Source organism: Bacillus sp. FSL K6-1218, assembly GCF_038006445.1.
GTDB lineage: Bacteria > Bacillota > Bacilli > Bacillales > Bacillaceae_G > Bacillus_A > Bacillus_A thuringiensis_S.
In genome coordinates this window covers 4540973-4557839 of record NZ_JBBOVE010000001.1, presented here as the reverse complement: position 1 = coordinate 4557839, position 16867 = coordinate 4540973, and the positions used below count along the sequence as shown (strand labels likewise).

The window sequence follows — 16867 nt, the reverse complement described above, 5'->3', positions numbered from 1 at the left end:
CAGTGAGATTTCCATTTCAAAACGTAGTAAATATGTGGCGGTTAAGTGCGAGAATAAGCGAGTTGTACTAGCAAAGCAATAATATGGTATAGTGAAACGAGGCTGTTTTTTCAGGCTTGTTTTTTAAATGCTTCCTATAGAGAAAGCATGCAAATGGAAAGGAAGTTATTATATGCAATCAGAAGTAACTATAAAAATAAAACCGAAATTTATAAAAGAAATTAAAAGTGGATATCCACTTATTTTAAAAGATGCAATTCAAAATTTAAACGATGTTCGTGAAGAAGGGACAATCATCAAAGTAGTAGATGAGAAGAACAACTTTGTCGGAAAAGGTTATTATGGAAAACAAAATAAAGGATACGGCTGGATTTTAACGAGAAAAGAGAGTGAACAAATTAATCAATCTTTCTTTGAAAGTAAAATCAAATCTGCCTTACATAAACGAAAACAATTTTATAAATCAAGTGATACGACAGCATTCCGCGCCCTAAACGGTGAAGGTGATGGTCTTGGCGGACTAATTATCGATTATTATGACGGCTACTACGTAGTAAGTTGGTATAGTGAAGGGATTTATACTTTCAGAGATGAGATTATAGCAGCTCTGCAAAAAGTAGCAAACTTTAAAGGCATTTATGAGAAAAAGCGTTTTGATACGAAAGGGAAATATATTGAGGGTGATGATTTCGTAGCAGGAGAGCGCGGTGAGTTCCCGCTTATCGTAAAAGAGAACGGTGTGAACTTCGCTGTTTATTTAAATGACGGGGCAATGGTTGGTGTATTTTTAGATCAACGTAACGTTCGAAAACAAATTCGTGACAAATATGCAAAGGGAAGAACAGTGTTAAATATGTTCTCTTATACAGGTGCTTTCTCTGTATTTGCAGCGCTTGGCGGAGCGAGTAAAACGACGAGTGTTGACCTTGCAAATCGTAGTTTAAGTAAAACAATTGAGCAGTTTAGTGTCAATGAAGTTGATTATGAAGCACAAGATATTATTGTAGAAGATGTATTTCTTTACTTCAAATATGCAGCTAAGAAAAAGATGAAATTTGATATGGTTGTACTTGATCCTCCAAGCTTCGCCCGATCAAAAAAATATACATTTAGTGCAGCAAAAGATTATAAAAATTTATTGAAAGAAACAATTGCTATTACAGAAAATAATGGTATTATCGTTGCTTCTACAAATTGTAGTGCATTCGATATGAAAAAGTTTAAAGGCTTTATCGATACAGCCTTTAAAGAAATGAATGGCAAATATAAAATATTAGAAGAACATTCTTTACCAGAAGATTTCCGTACCATTGATCAATTTAAAGAAGGAGACTACTTAAAAGTAGTTTTCATCGAGAAAATTAAAGGTTAATAAAGAAAAGGAGCTCGAGTTTACTTGAGCTCCTTTTCTTATTGAACGATATTTTGTACTCTACCGACTTGCCCGTCCTGCAATCGCACTTTAATGCCATGTGGATGGGAAGGGGAGTTTGTTAAAATATCTTTTACAATGCCACGTGTTAATTTGCCTGTTCGTTGATCTTGTTTTAATACAATATCAACTTCAAGACCGGGTGCGATATTAGAACGTTTTTGTCCGTTCATTTACACACCTGTACGTCTACGTTGGTTGTTTGTCTTCTTTGTTTGTTGGTTTTGTAATTTTTTCGTTTCTTGGTTTTGATTTTTTGCATTTTGACCATTTCCATTTCCTTGCTTTTTCTTAGCAAGTTGTTCACGCATTAAATCAGCTAAGCTTACTTTTTTGTTTTCTGACATGATAAGTCTCCTTTATATAAAGTTAATTATGAACTATCGTAGTAAATTTCATCATATCATTGTTATGGAAGGAAGGGAAGTTGGTTTGAAAATTCATATTATTCTTCACAGTGTTCATTCGTTACGATACAATTAGCATGTTAATGTTTGTAAAAAGGGGATAGACATATGTCACATCATATTTTATTAGTGGAAGATGATATTTCAATTCAAGAGATGGTGGAAAAATATTTATTAAAGGAAGGCTTTCAAGTTACGATGGCGTCTGACGGGGAAGCAGGGGTGCAAACCTTTTTTAAATCATCTTTTGATTTAGTGATCCTTGATATAATGATGCCGAAGTTAGACGGATTAGAGGTTGTACGTATTATTCGTGAAAAAAGTGCAGTTCCGATTTTAATGATGTCAGCAAAAGATACAGATGTTGATAAAGCTGTCGGATTAGGACTTGGAGCAGATGATTACATTTGTAAGCCGTTTTCTATGATTGAATTGGCTGCACGTGTAAAAGCAGGTATTCGGAGGTCTACGAAATACTCGGCTACAGAAACTATAGAAAAAATGATTCAAATTGGTGATTTAACAATTGATGCAATTAATTTTACTGTAGAAAAAAACGGGAAGCCTCTCAAACTTACTTTAAAAGAATTTGAGATTTTAAAGCTATTCGTAAAGAACCAAAATCGAGTATTTACAAAAGCGCAAATATATACGTTAGTTTGGAATGAAGAGTATTACGGTGACGATAACGTTATTAATGTTCATATGAGAAGATTGCGTGAGAAAATCGAAAGTGACCCATCTAATCCAGAATATATTAAAACGTTATGGGGCATCGGCTATAAGCTGGAAGTAATGTAATATGATCAATTTGTTAATAGGTATTATTTTTATATTGTTATGTGTTATTTATATGCAATATAAAATGAGAAAAAATAGTAGTGAAAATTTACGATACACATATGAAAAGTTAGAAAGTATTGTAAATGGCAAAACAGGCGAGACGTTACTCGTTATGACAGATGATCTAGAATTGCAAAAATTATTAGTGGCAATTAATCAATTATTAGATGCAAAACAGAAAACGAATGCAGATCATGCAAAAGTAGAAATTTCGATGAGAAAAATGCTTTCAAATATTTCGCATGACTTGAAAACACCACTAACAGTTATTCTTGGATATACAGAAATGTTAAATAAGGATAAAACGATAAATAAAGAAGAACAACAAATATTACTTGAAAAAGTGCATACGAAAACACTAGAAGTGATGGAGTTAATTCATAAGTTTTTTGACTTGGCAAAATTAGAATCTGGTGACAAAGCAATTGAAATGACAAAAGTAAATATGAATGAAGTTTGCCGCGAGAAGATTTTATCTTTTTATGATTTAGTGACGACGAAAGGTTTTCAGGTTCATATTGATATACCAGAAAGAAATATATACGCACTTGGAAATGTAGAAGTATTAGGTAGGGTATTGAATAATTTAATATCAAATGCGATTACATATGGAGACGATGGAAAGGCACTTGGTATGACGTTAAGAGATGATGACACGAGTGTGTATATAGACGTATGGGATAAAGGAAAAGGGATTGATGAATCTCATATTGATAAAGTATTTGAGCGTATGTACACACTTGAAGATTCAAGAAATAGATTGTACCAAGGAAGCGGTCTAGGATTAACGATCACGAAACGGCTTGTGGAAGCGATGGACGGAAAAATTCACCTTTCTAGTAAACCGTATGAAAAAACAATTTTTACAATTGTATTAACAAAGATGCAGTTTTAGCTTGTAGAGCAGTAGATTCTACAAGCTTTTTTTCAGCGTAAGGAATTTGTAAGAAACGGGTAAGAAAAAAGAGATTTCCGTTGTCTATTATAGAAATATAGAGTATTGCGAAAGGGGAAAGTAACATGACATATATATTAAAAACAAATCAGTTAACGAAAGTGTTTAAAGGGAAAGAAGTTATTTCCAGTGTTAACATGCATGTGAAAAAAGGAGAAATTTACGGTTTTTTAGGACCAAACGGTGCTGGTAAAACAACGATTATGAAAATGATTACAAATTTAATAAAACCGACGAGTGGTGATATTGAAATCTTCGGTGAGAAATTAACAGATACATCTTATGAAGTATTAAAAAGAATGGGGACAATTATTGAATACCCAATCTTTTATGATAAATTAACGGCGAAAGAAAACTTAGACCTGCATTGTGAATATATGGGCTACTACGATAAAAATGCAATTGACCATGCTTTACATTTAGTGAAACTACAAGGGATAGATAATAAAAAAGTAAAAGATTTTTCATTAGGAATGAAACAACGACTCGGTATTGCAAGGGCAATCGTGACAAAGCCAGAATTGCTCATTTTAGATGAACCAATTAACGGTTTAGATCCAATTGGTATTAAGGAGTTACGAGACTTATTTAAAATGCTCTGCAAAGAATACGGTATTACATTATTAGTTTCTAGTCATATTTTAGGTGAGATGGAACTAATGGCGGATACAATTGGTGTGATTCAAAATGGAAAACTAATAAAAGAAGTTTCAATGAAGAGTATTAACGGAAAGCAAACAGAGTACATTGAAATCACTGTTCCTGATGTGAAACGTGCAGCTTATATTTTAGAAGATAAACTTGGTATAAAAAACTACAAAATAATGAGTGGAACCATGATTCGTGTGTATGATACGTCAGCGTCTCAGCAGGCCATTTCAAAAGCACTTATTATGAACGATGTGGAAATTGAAAGTATTAATAAGAAACATAGTTCTTTAGAAGAATATTTCTTAAATGTAATGGATGGAGAAGGTATTCATGCTTAATGGGTTGTGGCTGAACCTGGTAAGTGGATTAATCGTAATGTTTATAAGTGGAATTTTATATTATAGAAAACCAGAACGGAAATGGTTGTTAATTCTACTAGTGATAGGAATGTTAAGCTTCGTTACTGCTGGAATTAGAATGTTAGCAGTGTAGAGACAGTTATATAAAGAATGGAGGCGTGGTTTATATGTTTAAATTAATGAAGCTCGAATGGAAAAAACATAAATTATCTAGTTATTTTAAAGGAGTAGCGATTTGTATTATAGCAATTTTTGCTGCGGTAAGTCTTATGGTATGGGGAACTAAAGTAGAGGATGGTTTGATGTTCTCTAGCTATATGGAATACATGTCTTTAGCAAATATTTTTATTAGAATTACATTTATTATTTTTGCATCGGTTATTTTATCACGTTTAGTGATTGATGAATACAAGAACAAAACAATACAGCTACTATTTATGTACCCACTGCAAAGGAAAATGCTAATGAGAGCGAAATTAGCAATTGTTTTTAGTTTTTGCTTTGTGAGCACGATAATCGCAACATTCATTATTAGTTTGCTCATATTCTGTATGAATCCAATAATGGGACTACTTGAAACGCCTGTTACAATGGGGGAAATAATAGCTACCGTTCCAGCTACCTTTATAAATGCATTTATGATATCTGGTATAAGTTTAATTCCTTTATTTTTTGGGATGAGAAAGAAATCAACACCGACAACAATTACTTCTGCAGTAATAATTGGGATGATGATGAACAGTAACGTTGGTTCTGGAAACGGTCAAGTAAGTATGTTTGATTTTATAGCTATCCCAATAGTGTTCTGTTTATTAGGAATTTTCATCAGTTATCTATCATATCGTAAAATTGACAAGATCGATGTGGCGTGAAGCAAGGTTAAAACAACAACGAACTGGGGTATGAATGTTGAAAAAAATAATAGTAATTGCAATTTTATTTCTGACAATTGCTAGTGTGATTTTTGGTTTTAAGACATTTCAGGGGAAAGATTTTAAGCAAGAAAAGTCTTTTGAGATAAATCATATAAAAGAAATAGAAGTGGACAATGAAAACTGGGATATTGAATTTAAAAGTACAGACGCTAACAAAATAGTAATTTCCGCCCAAGGTAAACGAGTAGATAAAGAGATAGACCCCATCGAAATAGAACAAGCAGGGAATAAAGTTATAGTTAAGCAAAAACAAAAGGCGACCAGATTCTTTAATGGTTTTACGTTTCGGAAGAAAAATAGTATATGTATAGCGATTCCGAAGAAAGAAATAGATAAAATTGTATTAAATAATAAATCGGGTGATGTGAAAATAAGCGATATAGTAGTAAAAAGTATCGTTACAAAAAGCAAGTCTGGAGATGAAATGGTTGTAGGATTATCAGCAGAGAAAGGTGAATTCATATCGCAAAGTGGAGAATTAGCTGTAAAAGATAGTTCAGTACAAGAATTAAATATAAAGTCTACGACTGGTGATAACTATATAACAAGTGTAAGTAACTCAAATATAAACATCACTTCAACATCTGGGGAAGTAGTACTGAAAGATATGAAAGAAGGAAAATCATTATTTGTAGAAACAAAATCAGGGGATATTGGCGTACGGTATAAAGGTGTCCCGGCATCATTGAAGCTTATGGCTAAAAGTAATTCGGCTGACGTAATAGTGGATTTAAAAGGACTTAAGAAAGATAAAAGTACAGAAAAAATAAAAGAAGGAACTATTGGTGATGCAAAAAACGAAGTGAAGATTTTAAGTAAAACAGGGGCAATTTATATTGATTAAATTTTAAAGGGAAGGAGGACCATCATGCTACGTCTTATGAAGCTAGAACTGAAGAAATTTAAACTTGGCTGGTACGTGAAGAGAGCAGTAATTGCAAATCTTGCTATACTGGCATTATTGATTTTTGTTAGCATCGTTTCTCAAATAGAGGGAGATCCAGAAATAAGAGATCCGCAGGCGATTTTGTTAATGGCTAGTTCAATAGTGAGAGCAACATTTATTATTTTTGGCGCTGTACTAATAGCTAAGTTAATAATTGATGAATATAAAAACAAAACAATATTATTGATGTTTTCTTATCCAATTAATCGAAAGAAAATAATGATTAGTAAGTTGGCTATTACAGCAATATTAACATTCATAACAGTTATTTTATCTAATATTTTTGTAGTGGGAATTTTCATTGGAATAGATAGTTATTTTTCGATTCTTCCTAATTCATTCGCAGTAGATCAATTGATTCAAGAAGGGATAAATCTCGTTCCTTTAGCCATTGCCACTGCTGGAATAAGCTTAATTCCTCTATACTTCGGAATGCGTAAACGTTCAGTGCCAACTACTATTGTTTCGTCTATTATCGTTGTGCTAATCGCAATTAATAACCCACCAATATTTCCTATAGCGACCTTTCTTCCTCTTCAATTCGCATTTGCAGTGATTGGTGTGGCGATTGCTTATTATGGAATTAAAAATATTGAGAGGGAAGATGCATTATAAAGTTTCACATGAAACAAGTTACAGAAAAAGACAAGATATGTAAACATCTTGTCTTTTTTGTCGTTACATTTTAGGAACTTCCATTCCAGCCGCAGCCCATTCTTCTTTTGCAGGGCCATATACGCCAGGAACTGTTAAGCCAGCTTGTCGCATTAAAACCGTCATTTGTCCGCGGTGGTGATTTTGATGATTAATGAGTGTCATTAAAAATATAGAATTCGGCATAGGGCGACCAAAGAAGTCATTAATAGTAGCTAAGTCTTTATCAGTCCATTTACTTTGAAGTGTTTCAACAAAAGCCGCGTTTACTTTACGGTATTCATCTGCAATTGTTTTTGCAGAAGTTGGAACAGGATAATCTTTCGATTCTCCTTCAAACTTTAGCCCTGTGCCAGATAGTATAACAGGAATTGCCGTCACGATATGCCAAGCAACTCTTCCTAAAGTCCAATGTTCAGGTGCAATCTCTTGTGATAAAGATGCATCGGTTAATGAATCAAGCATTTTCTGAGTAGACTCTGCTTCGTATGTCCATGATTGTAAAAAGCCTTCAATTGTTTGGTACATTATTGTTATCCCCCTCTACTTATGTTCATAGATTAAGTTCGAGAAGAAATGACAAGTTCCCTTTATGTTTTTATGATGGTACTTAAAATTTTATATATAAATTTTATGATACTATTGAGTGTATATAGAATTATATTAATTTAGGGGGATATGATGAAAAGATTGATTTTAGGAATCATAATTTTATTTTTAATGGTAGGATGTAGCAATGAAACCTATAAAAAAGCAATGGATCAAGGGAAATTGGCGTTAGCGAGTAAAGAATATGACACGGCAGTAGCATCATTTGAGCTAGCATTAGAAGAGAAAAAGGATGATAAAGAAGCAAAGGTATTAAAAGGCCAAACTACTAAGATGATAAGTTCGATAAAAGAGAAATCGAGTGGAAATATAGAACAAGCAATAGGTTTGTTTCAAGAAGTAGAAAAGATGAAAGATGGTTCCACAATCCTTCAAAATCAAGCGAAAGAACAAAAAGATTTGCTTATAGAGCATAAAGAGTTAAAAGGTCAATATATAGGTCAATTGGAAAAGGCAGAGAAGTTAAAGAATGATAAAAAGTATGAAGAGGCTAAAGGGATAGTAAATAAAATTTTTAACGATACTGGTCAAAATCAACAATTTATTTCGGAAAATCAACGGGCCCAAGAGCTGAATAAGCAAATCGATGGCTTACTAACTCAACAAGCAGAAGTCAAGAAAAAAGAGGAAGAGTTAAAAAATGAAAAGAAAAAAGAGGCTGATATTGGAAAGTTAAAGGGGTCTTGGATGTCATCAGAAAGTACAGACAGGCCAGTTGGGTTGGAAATAGAATCTATTAATAGTGAGAAAACAGGCGGAGAATTTATGGAACATAATATTTTTGGGAAAGGGACTACTATAGGAGACTTTCGAATATTAAGTGTGGACCAAGGGAGTATTTCCATAGAGCTTGTATTTTTAATGGGAGAAAGAAAACAGAAGGTTGATTTGAAACTTGAGGAGAACACATTAACTGTACATCATGAGTTTATGGGAGGGACTAAATCTGTGAAATTAGTGAGATCAGAGTAATTTATCCCGCTATTCACCTGCAGTAAAATTCCCACCTCAAGATTCGGCTGGAGCAAAGAAGTTAGGTGGGAGATCCACTGCTCATAAAAGCCCGATTGGTGTGGGTTAATAATCAGTGGGGATGAAGAAAACCCCACTGATTAAAGTTTCACTTTATTTAGTATATAAAAAGGAGGCTTCTAAAACGAAGCCTCCTTTTTAATTAACTTTCTTCCCACTCTTCCTCATCAACCATAAGAAATAAGGTGCTCCAAGTACAGCAACGACAAGTCCAGAAGGAATTTCTTTCGGATATGCAATTGTTCGGCCGAGTAAGTCAGCAATGGAAAGAAGAATTGCTCCAAACAGTGCTGAGCAAACGAATAGTCTTTGATGATTCATACCAACAACAATTCTTGCTAAGTGAGGTGCGACAAGGCCTAAAAAGGCAATTGTACCGACAGCAGCGATATTTACTGATGCAAGTAGTGTCGCTAGCACAATCAGAGCAAGACGTGTTTTATTTACTGGTTGCCCAAGTCCAGTTGCTAAATCGTCTCCAAGTACGAGAACGTCAAGTTGTTTTATTAAGAAAAAGATAATGAATACAAGAATTAGAGATGGATATAGAATGATATTTTCTAAGTGATTCCACCCTCTTGCATACGTACTGCCAGATAACCATGTTAAAGCAGCGGCAACATTCAAATTGGCTCTAACGATAAAGATTTGAATAATTGCTGAGCCAAGTGCAGAAATACCAATCCCTATTAAGGCAAGAGCTGTTGGGCTAAACCCTGATTTCCATGAGAAGAAGAGGACAATTCCAACTGCAAGTAGTCCGCCAATAAATGCACCAATTGGTAGGAAGAAACCAGGAAGTGCAGGAAAGACATACATAACAGTTAAAGCACCAACACCAGCTCCCGATGAAATACCAATAATAGAAGGATCGGCAAGTGGGTTTCGTAATATACCTTGGAAAACAAGCCCACTTATTGCAAGGCATGCACCAGCAATAGCGGCAACGAGCATTCTTGGTAAACGAAGATTCATCATCATGTTTTTGTCAAATTGTGTTAATTGACCTGATATAACATTAGTAATGCTTTCGATATAAGCGTTACTACCGATTGTAACACCAAGAGCAATCGTCACAATACAAAGTGTGATAGATATAATGATTACCTTTTTATAAGAGTAATAGCTGGAGCTAGCTCCAGCTGCATTCGCACCATTATCATTCATATATTGTCTCGACTTCATCATTCGATAGACTAAGTAAATAAGCCAAGGAGATCCAATCATTGCTGTGACTGCCCCGACAGGAAGTTCTGCACCGGTTGGATCTATTAGTCTACCGACAACATCTGCTCCAAGCAATAATACTGCCCCCCATAAGAAAGAAGAGAGAAGAAGAGTAAAGTGTTGACGGTATCCGATCAGGCGCATTAAATGAGGTGCAACTAAGCCGACAAATCCAATTGGTCCAACAACAGTAACAATTACTGCTGTTAAAAAGATTGCAGCAATGAAGGCGATAAGACGTGTTACTGCTGTTTTTTCACCAAGAGAAACAGCAACATCATCACCAAGTAAGAGAATGTTGAGTTTACGAGACATAAATAGTAAAACTAGGAAAGAGATAATGATAAATGGAAAAGCAAATTGAACGCCATCCCAGTTATTTTGAATAAGAGAGCCAGCTCCCCATAAAAATAAACCAGCTGTTTCATTTTCATAGAACAGTTGCATCGTTCCGGTAAAGGCAGAAAGCATTAATGTAACGACCATCCCAGCTAATGCCATTCTAAGTGGGGTTCCCTTTTTTCCACCAGAAATACGGTATACAAATAAAGCAGTAATAGCACCGCCGATAAATGTGAACAGAAGAGAATTAATTTGCAAGCCTTTTGGTAAGAAAATTGTAGCCGCTACTAGAAAGAAATATGCGCCAGAGTGAATACCCATTGTACTGGATTCAGCAAGTGGATTTTTCGTTAACGTTTGTAAAATAACCCCAGATGCAGCAAGAGCACCTCCAGCTAAAATGGCAATTACAGCTCTAGGTAATCGAAGCATGATTAAAGTTTGATGTTCTAGCGATTGGTTCGGTGAGATAAGAGCATCAATAATCATACTATAGGAAATGTTTGCTTGACCTTGTCCGATATGAATAAAGAAAAGGAGGAGCAAGAGAGCTGCTCCTCCTCCGAATACAAGACTTGCTCGAAGTGTATGTTGTAGGCTATTCATCGTGTAATCACTTCTTCGCTGTCATTACATCTGCTACTTGTGTTGCTAAAGATGTTGCAGACTCAGGACCACCGAAAATCCAAGTGTCGCCTTTTAATTTATACATTTTGTTTTCTTTTTTGAACTTTAATTCTTCCCAAGCAGGGTTGCCTTTTAGTTGCGTGTCAAAAATGTTATCTTCATCCGCTACAATGTAAATGAAGTTTGAATCTTGTACACTTTGTAATGATTCTACAGTTGTTTGTTTGAAACCATCTGGCTCAGATTTTCCTGCTTCAAAAGTATTTGTTAAACCTAATTTTTTTGTAACTTGTAAAGCTAAAGAATTGTCAGTTAAGATACGGAATGTTGGTACGTTTTTAGCAGTAAATGCTTGTGCCATTGCGATGTTTTTATCTTTTAAGTCTGCTTTCTCAATTTTTGCTTTTGCATCAGCGAAGGCTTTATCCATATCAGCTAATACTTTTTTACCTTCTTCTTCTTTTCCAACTGCTTTTGCAATTTGTTTAAATGTTTCTGTCATTTCAGCAAAGTGATCGTTATTGCTTGTTGATGGATCAAACATAACTGTTGGTGCAATTTGCTCTAATTCATTTTTAATTGCTTTACCACGGAATGAAGCTGTGATAATTAAATCTGGTTTTAAACGGCTAATTTCTTCTAAGTTTGGTTGTTGACGTGTCCCTACATCTACAACATCTTTACTTGGTTTTGTTTTTGTATTTACCCATTTATTATAATTCTTAATGTCTGCCATCCCTACTGGCTGAACACCAAGTGCTAATAAGTCTTCTGAATATACCCACTCAAGTACAACTACTTTTTTCGCTGGTTTATCTAACTTTGTTTCCCCTTCAGCGTGTTTAATTGTTATAGCTTGATTTTTATTGTCCGCTTTTGTTTCCTTTTTCTCCTCTTTTTGCTGTCCGCATCCAACAGCGAATAGAAGAACTACTATGAAAATACTGAGAATTTTCTTCATCTTCTGCCCCCAAATTAAGTGTTTTTTGTAACTAGCACCATAAATGAAAATGGTTATCAATTACAACACCAAAATCATACTATGAGGATAATTTAAGTGTCAATATTTTTTTAAAATTTTGACTAAAAATAACAAGTTATATGGATTTTTATATATTATAGTCGCTATTTATGAAGAATCATCCTCTTTACTAAAAAGATTGGCGAATGTGGAAAGTTTAAATGGGAACTTGGCTGTGTACGAAAGCGTAATGTGTATGGTTAATAATCTGTGGAGATGGGGCGAAAGTACAAGCAAAAGGAGAGTGAATTGCATGTAATAATTACTAGAATGTATGGAGGAAATCTGTGTTTTATCCCCCACTAGGCAAAGTATTTCTTTGTTATTTAGATAGGTGTTTTTAATTCGGTGATTGCGCTAAAAAAATCGAATGTAAAGGAAGTAATCAACATGTCTTCATGGAGCAATAACATAAATGGATATTGTGGGTGTAATAATCAAAATGGTGTACATGTTGATTCATGCTGTTTTAGTTGCGATGGGACAGTTCCTAAGGTTGGTCCAACCGGTCCGACGGGGGCAACAGGAGCAACAGGTGGCACAGGCCCAACGGGGGCGACAGGAGTAACAGGCGACACAGGTCCAACGGGAGCGACAGGAATAACAGGAGCAACAGGCCCAACGGGAGCGACAGGAATAACAGGAGCAACAGGAGCAACGGGTCCAACGGGAGCGACAGGAATAACAGGGGCAACGGGTCCAACGGGTCCAACGGGAGCGACGGGAGCAACAGGAGCAACAGGCCCAACGGGAGCGACAGGAATAACAGGAGCAACAGGAGCAACGGGTCCAACGGGAGCGACAGGAATAACAGGGGCAACGGGTCCAACGGGAGCGACGGGAGCAACAGGAGCAACAGGGGCAACGGGTCCAACGGGAGCGACAGGAATAACAGGGGCAACAGGAGCAACGGGTCCAACGGGAGCGACAGGAATAACAGGGGCAACGGGTCCAACGGGAGCGACGGGAGCGACGGGAGCAACAGGAGCAACAGGCGATACAGGAGCAACAGGCACAAGTATAACGGCAACATACGCATTTGCAAATAATACGTCGGGTACAGCAATATCGGTACTACTAGGTGGAACAAATGTCCCGCTTCCAAACAATCAGAATATCGGTCCAGGTATTACAGTGTCTGGGGGAAACACAGTATTTACGGCTGCAAATGCAGGGAACTATTATATTTCATATACAATTAATATAACGGCTTCATTATTAGTTAGTTCAAGAATTACAATTAATGGGGCACCGCTTGCTGGGACTATTAATTCTCCTGCATTAGCAACGACATCATTTAGTGCGACAATTATTACGACCCTTGCGGCGGGGAGTGCAATTAGTTTGCAATTATTTGGTTTGTTAGCTGTTGCGACATTATCAACAACTACCCCAGGAGCGGTATTAACGATTATAAGATTAAGTTAATGACAAACTCTCTTACTCTTTTAAGATTAGGAGAGTTTCTACATATAATAAGAAGTTAATGAAGTAAAGCATAGTTATATAAAAGTCGGAATATTATGATTGTAACGTTATGGTGACTATAATATAATGAAAATAACCATCATGAATGAACATTCATTTATTTTTTATGTATTTGAAGGGGGAATGAAGGTGGAAAAAACATGGTTGAAAAGTTATCCAGAGGAAATTCCTAGTACGATTTCTTATGATATTCAGCCACTTCATGGATATGTAGAACAGATGGCTTCTCGCTATCCAGAAAAGAAAGCGCTTCATTTTTTGGGGAAGGATATTACGTTTTCGGACTTCCATGATAAGGTGAAGAGATTTGCAAATTATCTTCAAAAGCTCGGTGTGGAAAAGGGGGATCGAGTTGCTATTATGTTGCCGAATTGTCCGCAAGCTGTAATTGGTTATTACGGTACATTACTTGCGGGAGGTATCGTAGTACAAACAAATCCACTGTATACAGAAAGAGAATTAGAATACCAGCTTCATGACTCGGGAGCAAAAGTAATTCTTTGTCTCGATTTAGTGTTTCCAAGAGTAACGAATGTTCAATCTGCTACAAAAATTGAGCATATTATCGTAACTCGTATTGCGGACTTTTTACCATTCCCTAAAAATCTATTGTATCCATTTGTGCAGAAAAAACAGTCGAATTTAGTTGTGAAAGTATCAGAGAGTGAAATGATTCATCTTTGGAATTCAGTAGAAAAAGAAGTGAATACGAATGTTGAGGTGCCTTGTGATCCTGAAAATGATCTAGCTCTTTTACAGTACACAGGAGGAACAACCGGATTTCCGAAAGGAGTTATGTTAACGCATAAAAACCTCGTTTCTAACACTTTGATGGGAGTACATTGGTTATATAATTGTAACGAAGGTGAAGAAGTCGTCCTTGGGGTTCTTCCATTTTTCCATGTTTATGGTATGACAGCTGTTATGAATTTAAGTATTATGCAAGGATACAAAATGGTCCTTATTCCAAAGTTTGATATGAAAATGGTTTTTGAAGCGATTAAGAAGCATAAAGTGACATTGTTTCCAGGGGCTCCAACTATTTATATCGCTCTTTTAAATAGCCCGCTTTTAAAAGAATACGATATTTCTTCTATTCGTGCTTGTATTAGTGGATCAGCACCACTGCCAGTAGAAGTACAGGAAAAGTTCGAAAAAGTTACAGGTGGTAAACTAGTAGAGGGATATGGTTTAACAGAATCATCTCCGGTTACACATAGTAATTTTTTATGGGAAAAGCGAGTGCCGGGTAGCATTGGAGTTCCGTGGCCAGATACAGAAGCAATCATTATGTCACTTGAAACTGGTGAGGCATTACCACCAGGAGAAATAGGGGAAATTGTAGTGAAAGGTCCTCAAATTATGAAAGGATACTGGAATAAGCCAGAGGAAACAGCGGCTGTATTGCAAGATGGCTGGCTCCATACAGGTGATGTTGGCTACATGGATGAAGATGGATTCTTCTATGTAAAAGATCGCAAGAAAGATATGATTGTCGCGAGTGGATTTAATGTGTATCCTCGTGAAGTTGAAGAAGTATTATATGAGCATGAAAAAGTGCAAGAAGTAGTGACAATTGGAGTTCCAGATCCGTACAGAGGAGAGACAGTTAAAGCATTTGTTGTGTTAAAAGAAGGTACGGAGTGCTCTGAGGAAGAATTAAATCAGTTTGCACGTAAATATTTAGCGGCTTATAAAGTGCCGAAAGTATATGAGTTTAGAGATGAATTGCCGAAAACGACAGTAGGGAAAATTTTACGCCGTGTCTTAATGGATGAAGAGAAGAGAAAGAATGAGGATGAGCAAACGGGCTAAGGCCCTTTCTTTTTGAAAAATAGGATTGACACTTTTCTAAATAGTCAGTATTATAAGAATATGAATGACTATTCATTCAGTCATCTTCTTGAAGGGGACAGTAAAGTGAAGAAAAATAGACCGAAATACAATCAAATTATTGATGCGGCAGTCATTGTGATTGCGGAGAATGGGTACCACCAAGCGCAAGTTTCTAAAATCGCAAAGCAAGCTGGGGTAGCTGATGGCACGATTTATTTATATTTTAAAAATAAAGAAGATATATTAATATCCTTATTCCAAGAGAAGATGGGAGAATTTGTCGAAACAATTCGTCAAAAAACAGCAGGAATTGAAAGCGCTGTATCGAAGTTATTCATGTTGGTAGAAACGCACTTCTTGCTGTTGTCACAAAATGATCCTCTTGCTATCGTTACGCAATTAGAGCTGAGGCAGTCCAATCAAGACTTGCGCCTTAAAATAAATGAAGTATTAAAAGGCTACTTACAAGTTATGGATGAGATTTTAGAGACTGGTATAAAACAAGGTGAATTTCAAGCAGATTTAAATGTTCGCGTGGCAAGACAAATGATCTTTGGAACAGTAGATGAAGTTGTGACCAATTGGGTAATGAGCGATCATAAGTATGATCTGGTCGCACTTTCAAAAACGGTACATGGGCTACTCATTGCAGCTTGTGGTTATCGTCAATAATGGGAGGGATCATGTTGAAATTCCTATCTGTAAGAGTTGAAGATCATATCGCGGTGGCGACGTTAAATCACGCACCAGCAAATGCGATGTCTTCACAAGTTATGCATGACGTTACTGAATTAATTGATCAAGTGGAAAAGGATGATAACATTCGTGTTGTTGTTATTCACGGTGAAGGACGTTTCTTCTCAGCAGGAGCAGATATTAAAGAATTTACATCTGTTACTGAAGCGAAGCAAGCAACAGAATTAGCACAGCTTGGACAAGTTACGTTTGAGCGTGTTGAAAAATGTTCAAAACCAGTTATTGCGGCAATTCATGGAGCGGCACTGGGCGGCGGCCTTGAGTTTGCTATGTCTTGCCACATGCGCTTTGCAACTGAAAGTGCAAAACTTGGTTTACCTGAATTAACACTTGGATTAATTCCTGGCTTTGCAGGTACACAGCGCTTACCACGTTATGTTGGGAAAGCAAAAGCTTGTGAAATGATGTTAACAAGTACACCAATTACTGGTGCAGAAGCATTGAAATGGGGACTTGTTAACGGATTGTTCTCTGAAGAATCACTTTTAGATGATACGCTTAAAGTCGCAAAACAAATTGCTGGAAAAAGTCCAGCAACAACTCGTGCTGTACTAGAGTTATTGCAAACGACCAAATCGTCTCATTACTATGAAGGTGTACAACGTGAATCACAAATTTTTGGTGAGGTATTTACGAGTGAAGATGGAAGAGAAGGTGTAGCTGCATTTTTAGAAAAGCGTAAACCTTCATTTAGTGGCAGGTAGTTCAATTATTTTTTTAATATAAATTAACAGAAAATTAAAATTG

General features: G+C 36.0%; 18 protein-coding genes. 13 read left to right on the top strand and 5 right to left on the bottom strand.

Annotated features, from left to right (window positions below; genetic code table 11):
* Positions 1-172: 172 nt before the first annotated feature.
* Positions 173-1372 carry a class I SAM-dependent rRNA methyltransferase gene (locus tag MHI26_RS23265; protein WP_061666237.1) on the top strand — a complete coding sequence of 400 codons (1200 nt, stop codon included), beginning with the start codon at positions 173-175 and terminating at the stop codon, positions 1370-1372.
* A gap of 38 nt (positions 1373-1410) precedes the next feature.
* Here MHI26_RS23265 and MHI26_RS23260 read toward each other — a convergent pair whose 3' ends face one another.
* Positions 1411-1605 carry a YwbE family protein gene (locus MHI26_RS23260; RefSeq protein ID WP_001014310.1) on the bottom strand — a complete coding sequence of 65 codons (195 nt, stop codon included), beginning with the start codon at positions 1603-1605 and terminating at the stop codon, positions 1411-1413.
* Positions 1606-1779, bottom strand: coding sequence for a hypothetical protein (locus MHI26_RS23255; protein ID WP_001293576.1), 174 nt, complete (start codon positions 1777-1779; stop codon positions 1606-1608). It abuts the gene before it with no gap.
* 168 nt (positions 1780-1947) lie between these two features.
* On the opposite strand from MHI26_RS23255, the gene MHI26_RS23250 reads away from it, so the two are divergent.
* The 7 genes from MHI26_RS23250 (at position 1948) to MHI26_RS23220 (ending at position 7143) form a co-directional block, all read left to right on the top strand.
* The gene (locus MHI26_RS23250) at positions 1948-2640 is read left to right on the top strand and encodes a response regulator transcription factor (protein ID WP_061666238.1); all 693 of its coding nucleotides are present in this window, start codon (positions 1948-1950) and stop codon (positions 2638-2640) included.
* Between the two features lies 1 nt (position 2641).
* Positions 2642-3577, top strand: coding sequence for a HAMP domain-containing histidine kinase (locus MHI26_RS23245; protein WP_061666239.1), 936 nt, complete (start codon positions 2642-2644; stop codon positions 3575-3577).
* Positions 3578-3702: 125 nt separating this feature from the next.
* The gene (locus tag MHI26_RS23240) at positions 3703-4626 is read left to right on the top strand and encodes an ABC transporter ATP-binding protein (RefSeq protein ID WP_061666240.1); all 924 of its coding nucleotides are present in this window, start codon (positions 3703-3705) and stop codon (positions 4624-4626) included.
* Entirely contained in the window at positions 4619-4780 is a 162-nt protein-coding gene (locus MHI26_RS23235) for a hypothetical protein (RefSeq protein WP_000931820.1), read from the top strand. The genes MHI26_RS23240 and MHI26_RS23235 overlap by 8 nt, the downstream gene beginning before the upstream one ends.
* Before the next feature lie 34 nt (positions 4781-4814).
* Positions 4815-5519, top strand: a complete 705-nt coding sequence (locus MHI26_RS23230; RefSeq protein WP_000475540.1) for an ABC transporter permease — start codon at positions 4815-4817, stop codon at positions 5517-5519.
* 34 nt (positions 5520-5553) lie between these two features.
* Positions 5554-6426 carry a DUF4097 family beta strand repeat-containing protein gene (locus MHI26_RS23225; protein ID WP_003307906.1) on the top strand — a complete coding sequence of 291 codons (873 nt, stop codon included), beginning with the start codon at positions 5554-5556 and terminating at the stop codon, positions 6424-6426.
* A gap of 24 nt (positions 6427-6450) precedes the next feature.
* Positions 6451-7143, top strand: a complete 693-nt coding sequence (locus tag MHI26_RS23220) for an ABC transporter permease (RefSeq protein WP_000945192.1) — start codon at positions 6451-6453, stop codon at positions 7141-7143.
* A 63-nt stretch (positions 7144-7206) separates the two neighbouring features.
* On the opposite strand, the gene MHI26_RS23215 is transcribed toward MHI26_RS23220, so the two are convergent.
* Positions 7207-7710, bottom strand: a complete 504-nt coding sequence (locus MHI26_RS23215; RefSeq protein WP_000284974.1) for a DinB family protein — start codon at positions 7708-7710, stop codon at positions 7207-7209.
* Between the two features lie 153 nt (positions 7711-7863).
* Between MHI26_RS23215 and MHI26_RS23210 the strand changes: the two genes are divergently transcribed.
* Positions 7864-8763 (top strand): tetratricopeptide repeat protein, encoded by a 900-nt coding sequence (locus MHI26_RS23210; protein ID WP_061666241.1) that lies wholly within the window; start codon positions 7864-7866, stop codon positions 8761-8763.
* Positions 8764-8961: 198 nt separating this feature from the next.
* On the opposite strand, the gene fhuB is transcribed toward MHI26_RS23210, so the two are convergent.
* Together fhuB and MHI26_RS23200 are read right to left on the bottom strand one after the other, a co-directional pair.
* Positions 8962-10998 carry a Fe(3+)-hydroxamate ABC transporter permease FhuB gene (gene fhuB / locus MHI26_RS23205; RefSeq protein WP_001087106.1) on the bottom strand — a complete coding sequence of 679 codons (2037 nt, stop codon included), beginning with the start codon at positions 10996-10998 and terminating at the stop codon, positions 8962-8964.
* A 7-nt stretch (positions 10999-11005) separates the two neighbouring features.
* Positions 11006-11980: an ABC transporter substrate-binding protein gene (locus MHI26_RS23200; protein WP_000722821.1), complete on the bottom strand. Its 975-nt coding sequence runs from the start codon at positions 11978-11980 to the stop codon at positions 11006-11008.
* A gap of 450 nt (positions 11981-12430) precedes the next feature.
* On the opposite strand from MHI26_RS23200, the gene MHI26_RS23195 reads away from it, so the two are divergent.
* From MHI26_RS23195 to MHI26_RS23180, 4 genes are all read left to right on the top strand, one after another.
* Positions 12431-13468 (top strand): BclA C-terminal domain-containing protein, encoded by a 1038-nt coding sequence (locus tag MHI26_RS23195; RefSeq protein WP_340808985.1) that lies wholly within the window; start codon positions 12431-12433, stop codon positions 13466-13468.
* 189 nt (positions 13469-13657) lie between these two features.
* Entirely contained in the window at positions 13658-15343 is a 1686-nt protein-coding gene (locus MHI26_RS23190; RefSeq protein ID WP_000416315.1) for a long-chain-fatty-acid--CoA ligase, read from the top strand.
* A gap of 105 nt (positions 15344-15448) precedes the next feature.
* Positions 15449-16036 (top strand): TetR/AcrR family transcriptional regulator, encoded by a 588-nt coding sequence (locus MHI26_RS23185; protein ID WP_000742223.1) that lies wholly within the window; start codon positions 15449-15451, stop codon positions 16034-16036.
* A gap of 11 nt (positions 16037-16047) precedes the next feature.
* Positions 16048-16824, top strand: a complete 777-nt coding sequence (locus MHI26_RS23180) for an enoyl-CoA hydratase (RefSeq protein ID WP_000911292.1) — start codon at positions 16048-16050, stop codon at positions 16822-16824.
* Positions 16825-16867: the final 43 nt, after the last annotated feature.

What these genes read in the sequence shown, in the direction of transcription:
- MHI26_RS23265 (WP_061666237.1), top strand. Translation starts at nt 173, where the DNA reads ATGCAATCAGAAGTAACTATAAAAATAAAACCGAAATTTATAAAAGAA.
- MHI26_RS23260 (WP_001014310.1), bottom strand. Translation starts at nt 1,605, where the DNA reads ATGAACGGACAAAAACGTTCTAATATCGCACCCGGTCTTGAAGTTGAT.
- MHI26_RS23255 (WP_001293576.1), bottom strand. Translation starts at nt 1,779, where the DNA reads ATGTCAGAAAACAAAAAAGTAAGCTTAGCTGATTTAATGCGTGAACAA.
- MHI26_RS23250 (WP_061666238.1), top strand. Translation starts at nt 1,948, where the DNA reads ATGTCACATCATATTTTATTAGTGGAAGATGATATTTCAATTCAAGAG.
- MHI26_RS23245 (WP_061666239.1), top strand. Translation starts at nt 2,642, where the DNA reads ATGATCAATTTGTTAATAGGTATTATTTTTATATTGTTATGTGTTATT.
- MHI26_RS23240 (WP_061666240.1), top strand. Translation starts at nt 3,703, where the DNA reads ATGACATATATATTAAAAACAAATCAGTTAACGAAAGTGTTTAAAGGG.
- MHI26_RS23235 (WP_000931820.1), top strand. Translation starts at nt 4,619, where the DNA reads ATGCTTAATGGGTTGTGGCTGAACCTGGTAAGTGGATTAATCGTAATG.
- MHI26_RS23230 (WP_000475540.1), top strand. Translation starts at nt 4,815, where the DNA reads ATGTTTAAATTAATGAAGCTCGAATGGAAAAAACATAAATTATCTAGT.
- MHI26_RS23225 (WP_003307906.1), top strand. Translation starts at nt 5,554, where the DNA reads ATGTTGAAAAAAATAATAGTAATTGCAATTTTATTTCTGACAATTGCT.
- MHI26_RS23220 (WP_000945192.1), top strand. Translation starts at nt 6,451, where the DNA reads ATGCTACGTCTTATGAAGCTAGAACTGAAGAAATTTAAACTTGGCTGG.
- MHI26_RS23215 (WP_000284974.1), bottom strand. Translation starts at nt 7,710, where the DNA reads ATGTACCAAACAATTGAAGGCTTTTTACAATCATGGACATACGAAGCA.
- MHI26_RS23210 (WP_061666241.1), top strand. Translation starts at nt 7,864, where the DNA reads ATGAAAAGATTGATTTTAGGAATCATAATTTTATTTTTAATGGTAGGA.
- fhuB (WP_001087106.1), bottom strand. Translation starts at nt 10,998, where the DNA reads ATGAATAGCCTACAACATACACTTCGAGCAAGTCTTGTATTCGGAGGA.
- MHI26_RS23200 (WP_000722821.1), bottom strand. Translation starts at nt 11,980, where the DNA reads ATGAAGAAAATTCTCAGTATTTTCATAGTAGTTCTTCTATTCGCTGTT.
- MHI26_RS23195 (WP_340808985.1), top strand. Translation starts at nt 12,431, where the DNA reads ATGTCTTCATGGAGCAATAACATAAATGGATATTGTGGGTGTAATAAT.
- MHI26_RS23180 (WP_000911292.1), top strand. Translation starts at nt 16,048, where the DNA reads ATGTTGAAATTCCTATCTGTAAGAGTTGAAGATCATATCGCGGTGGCG.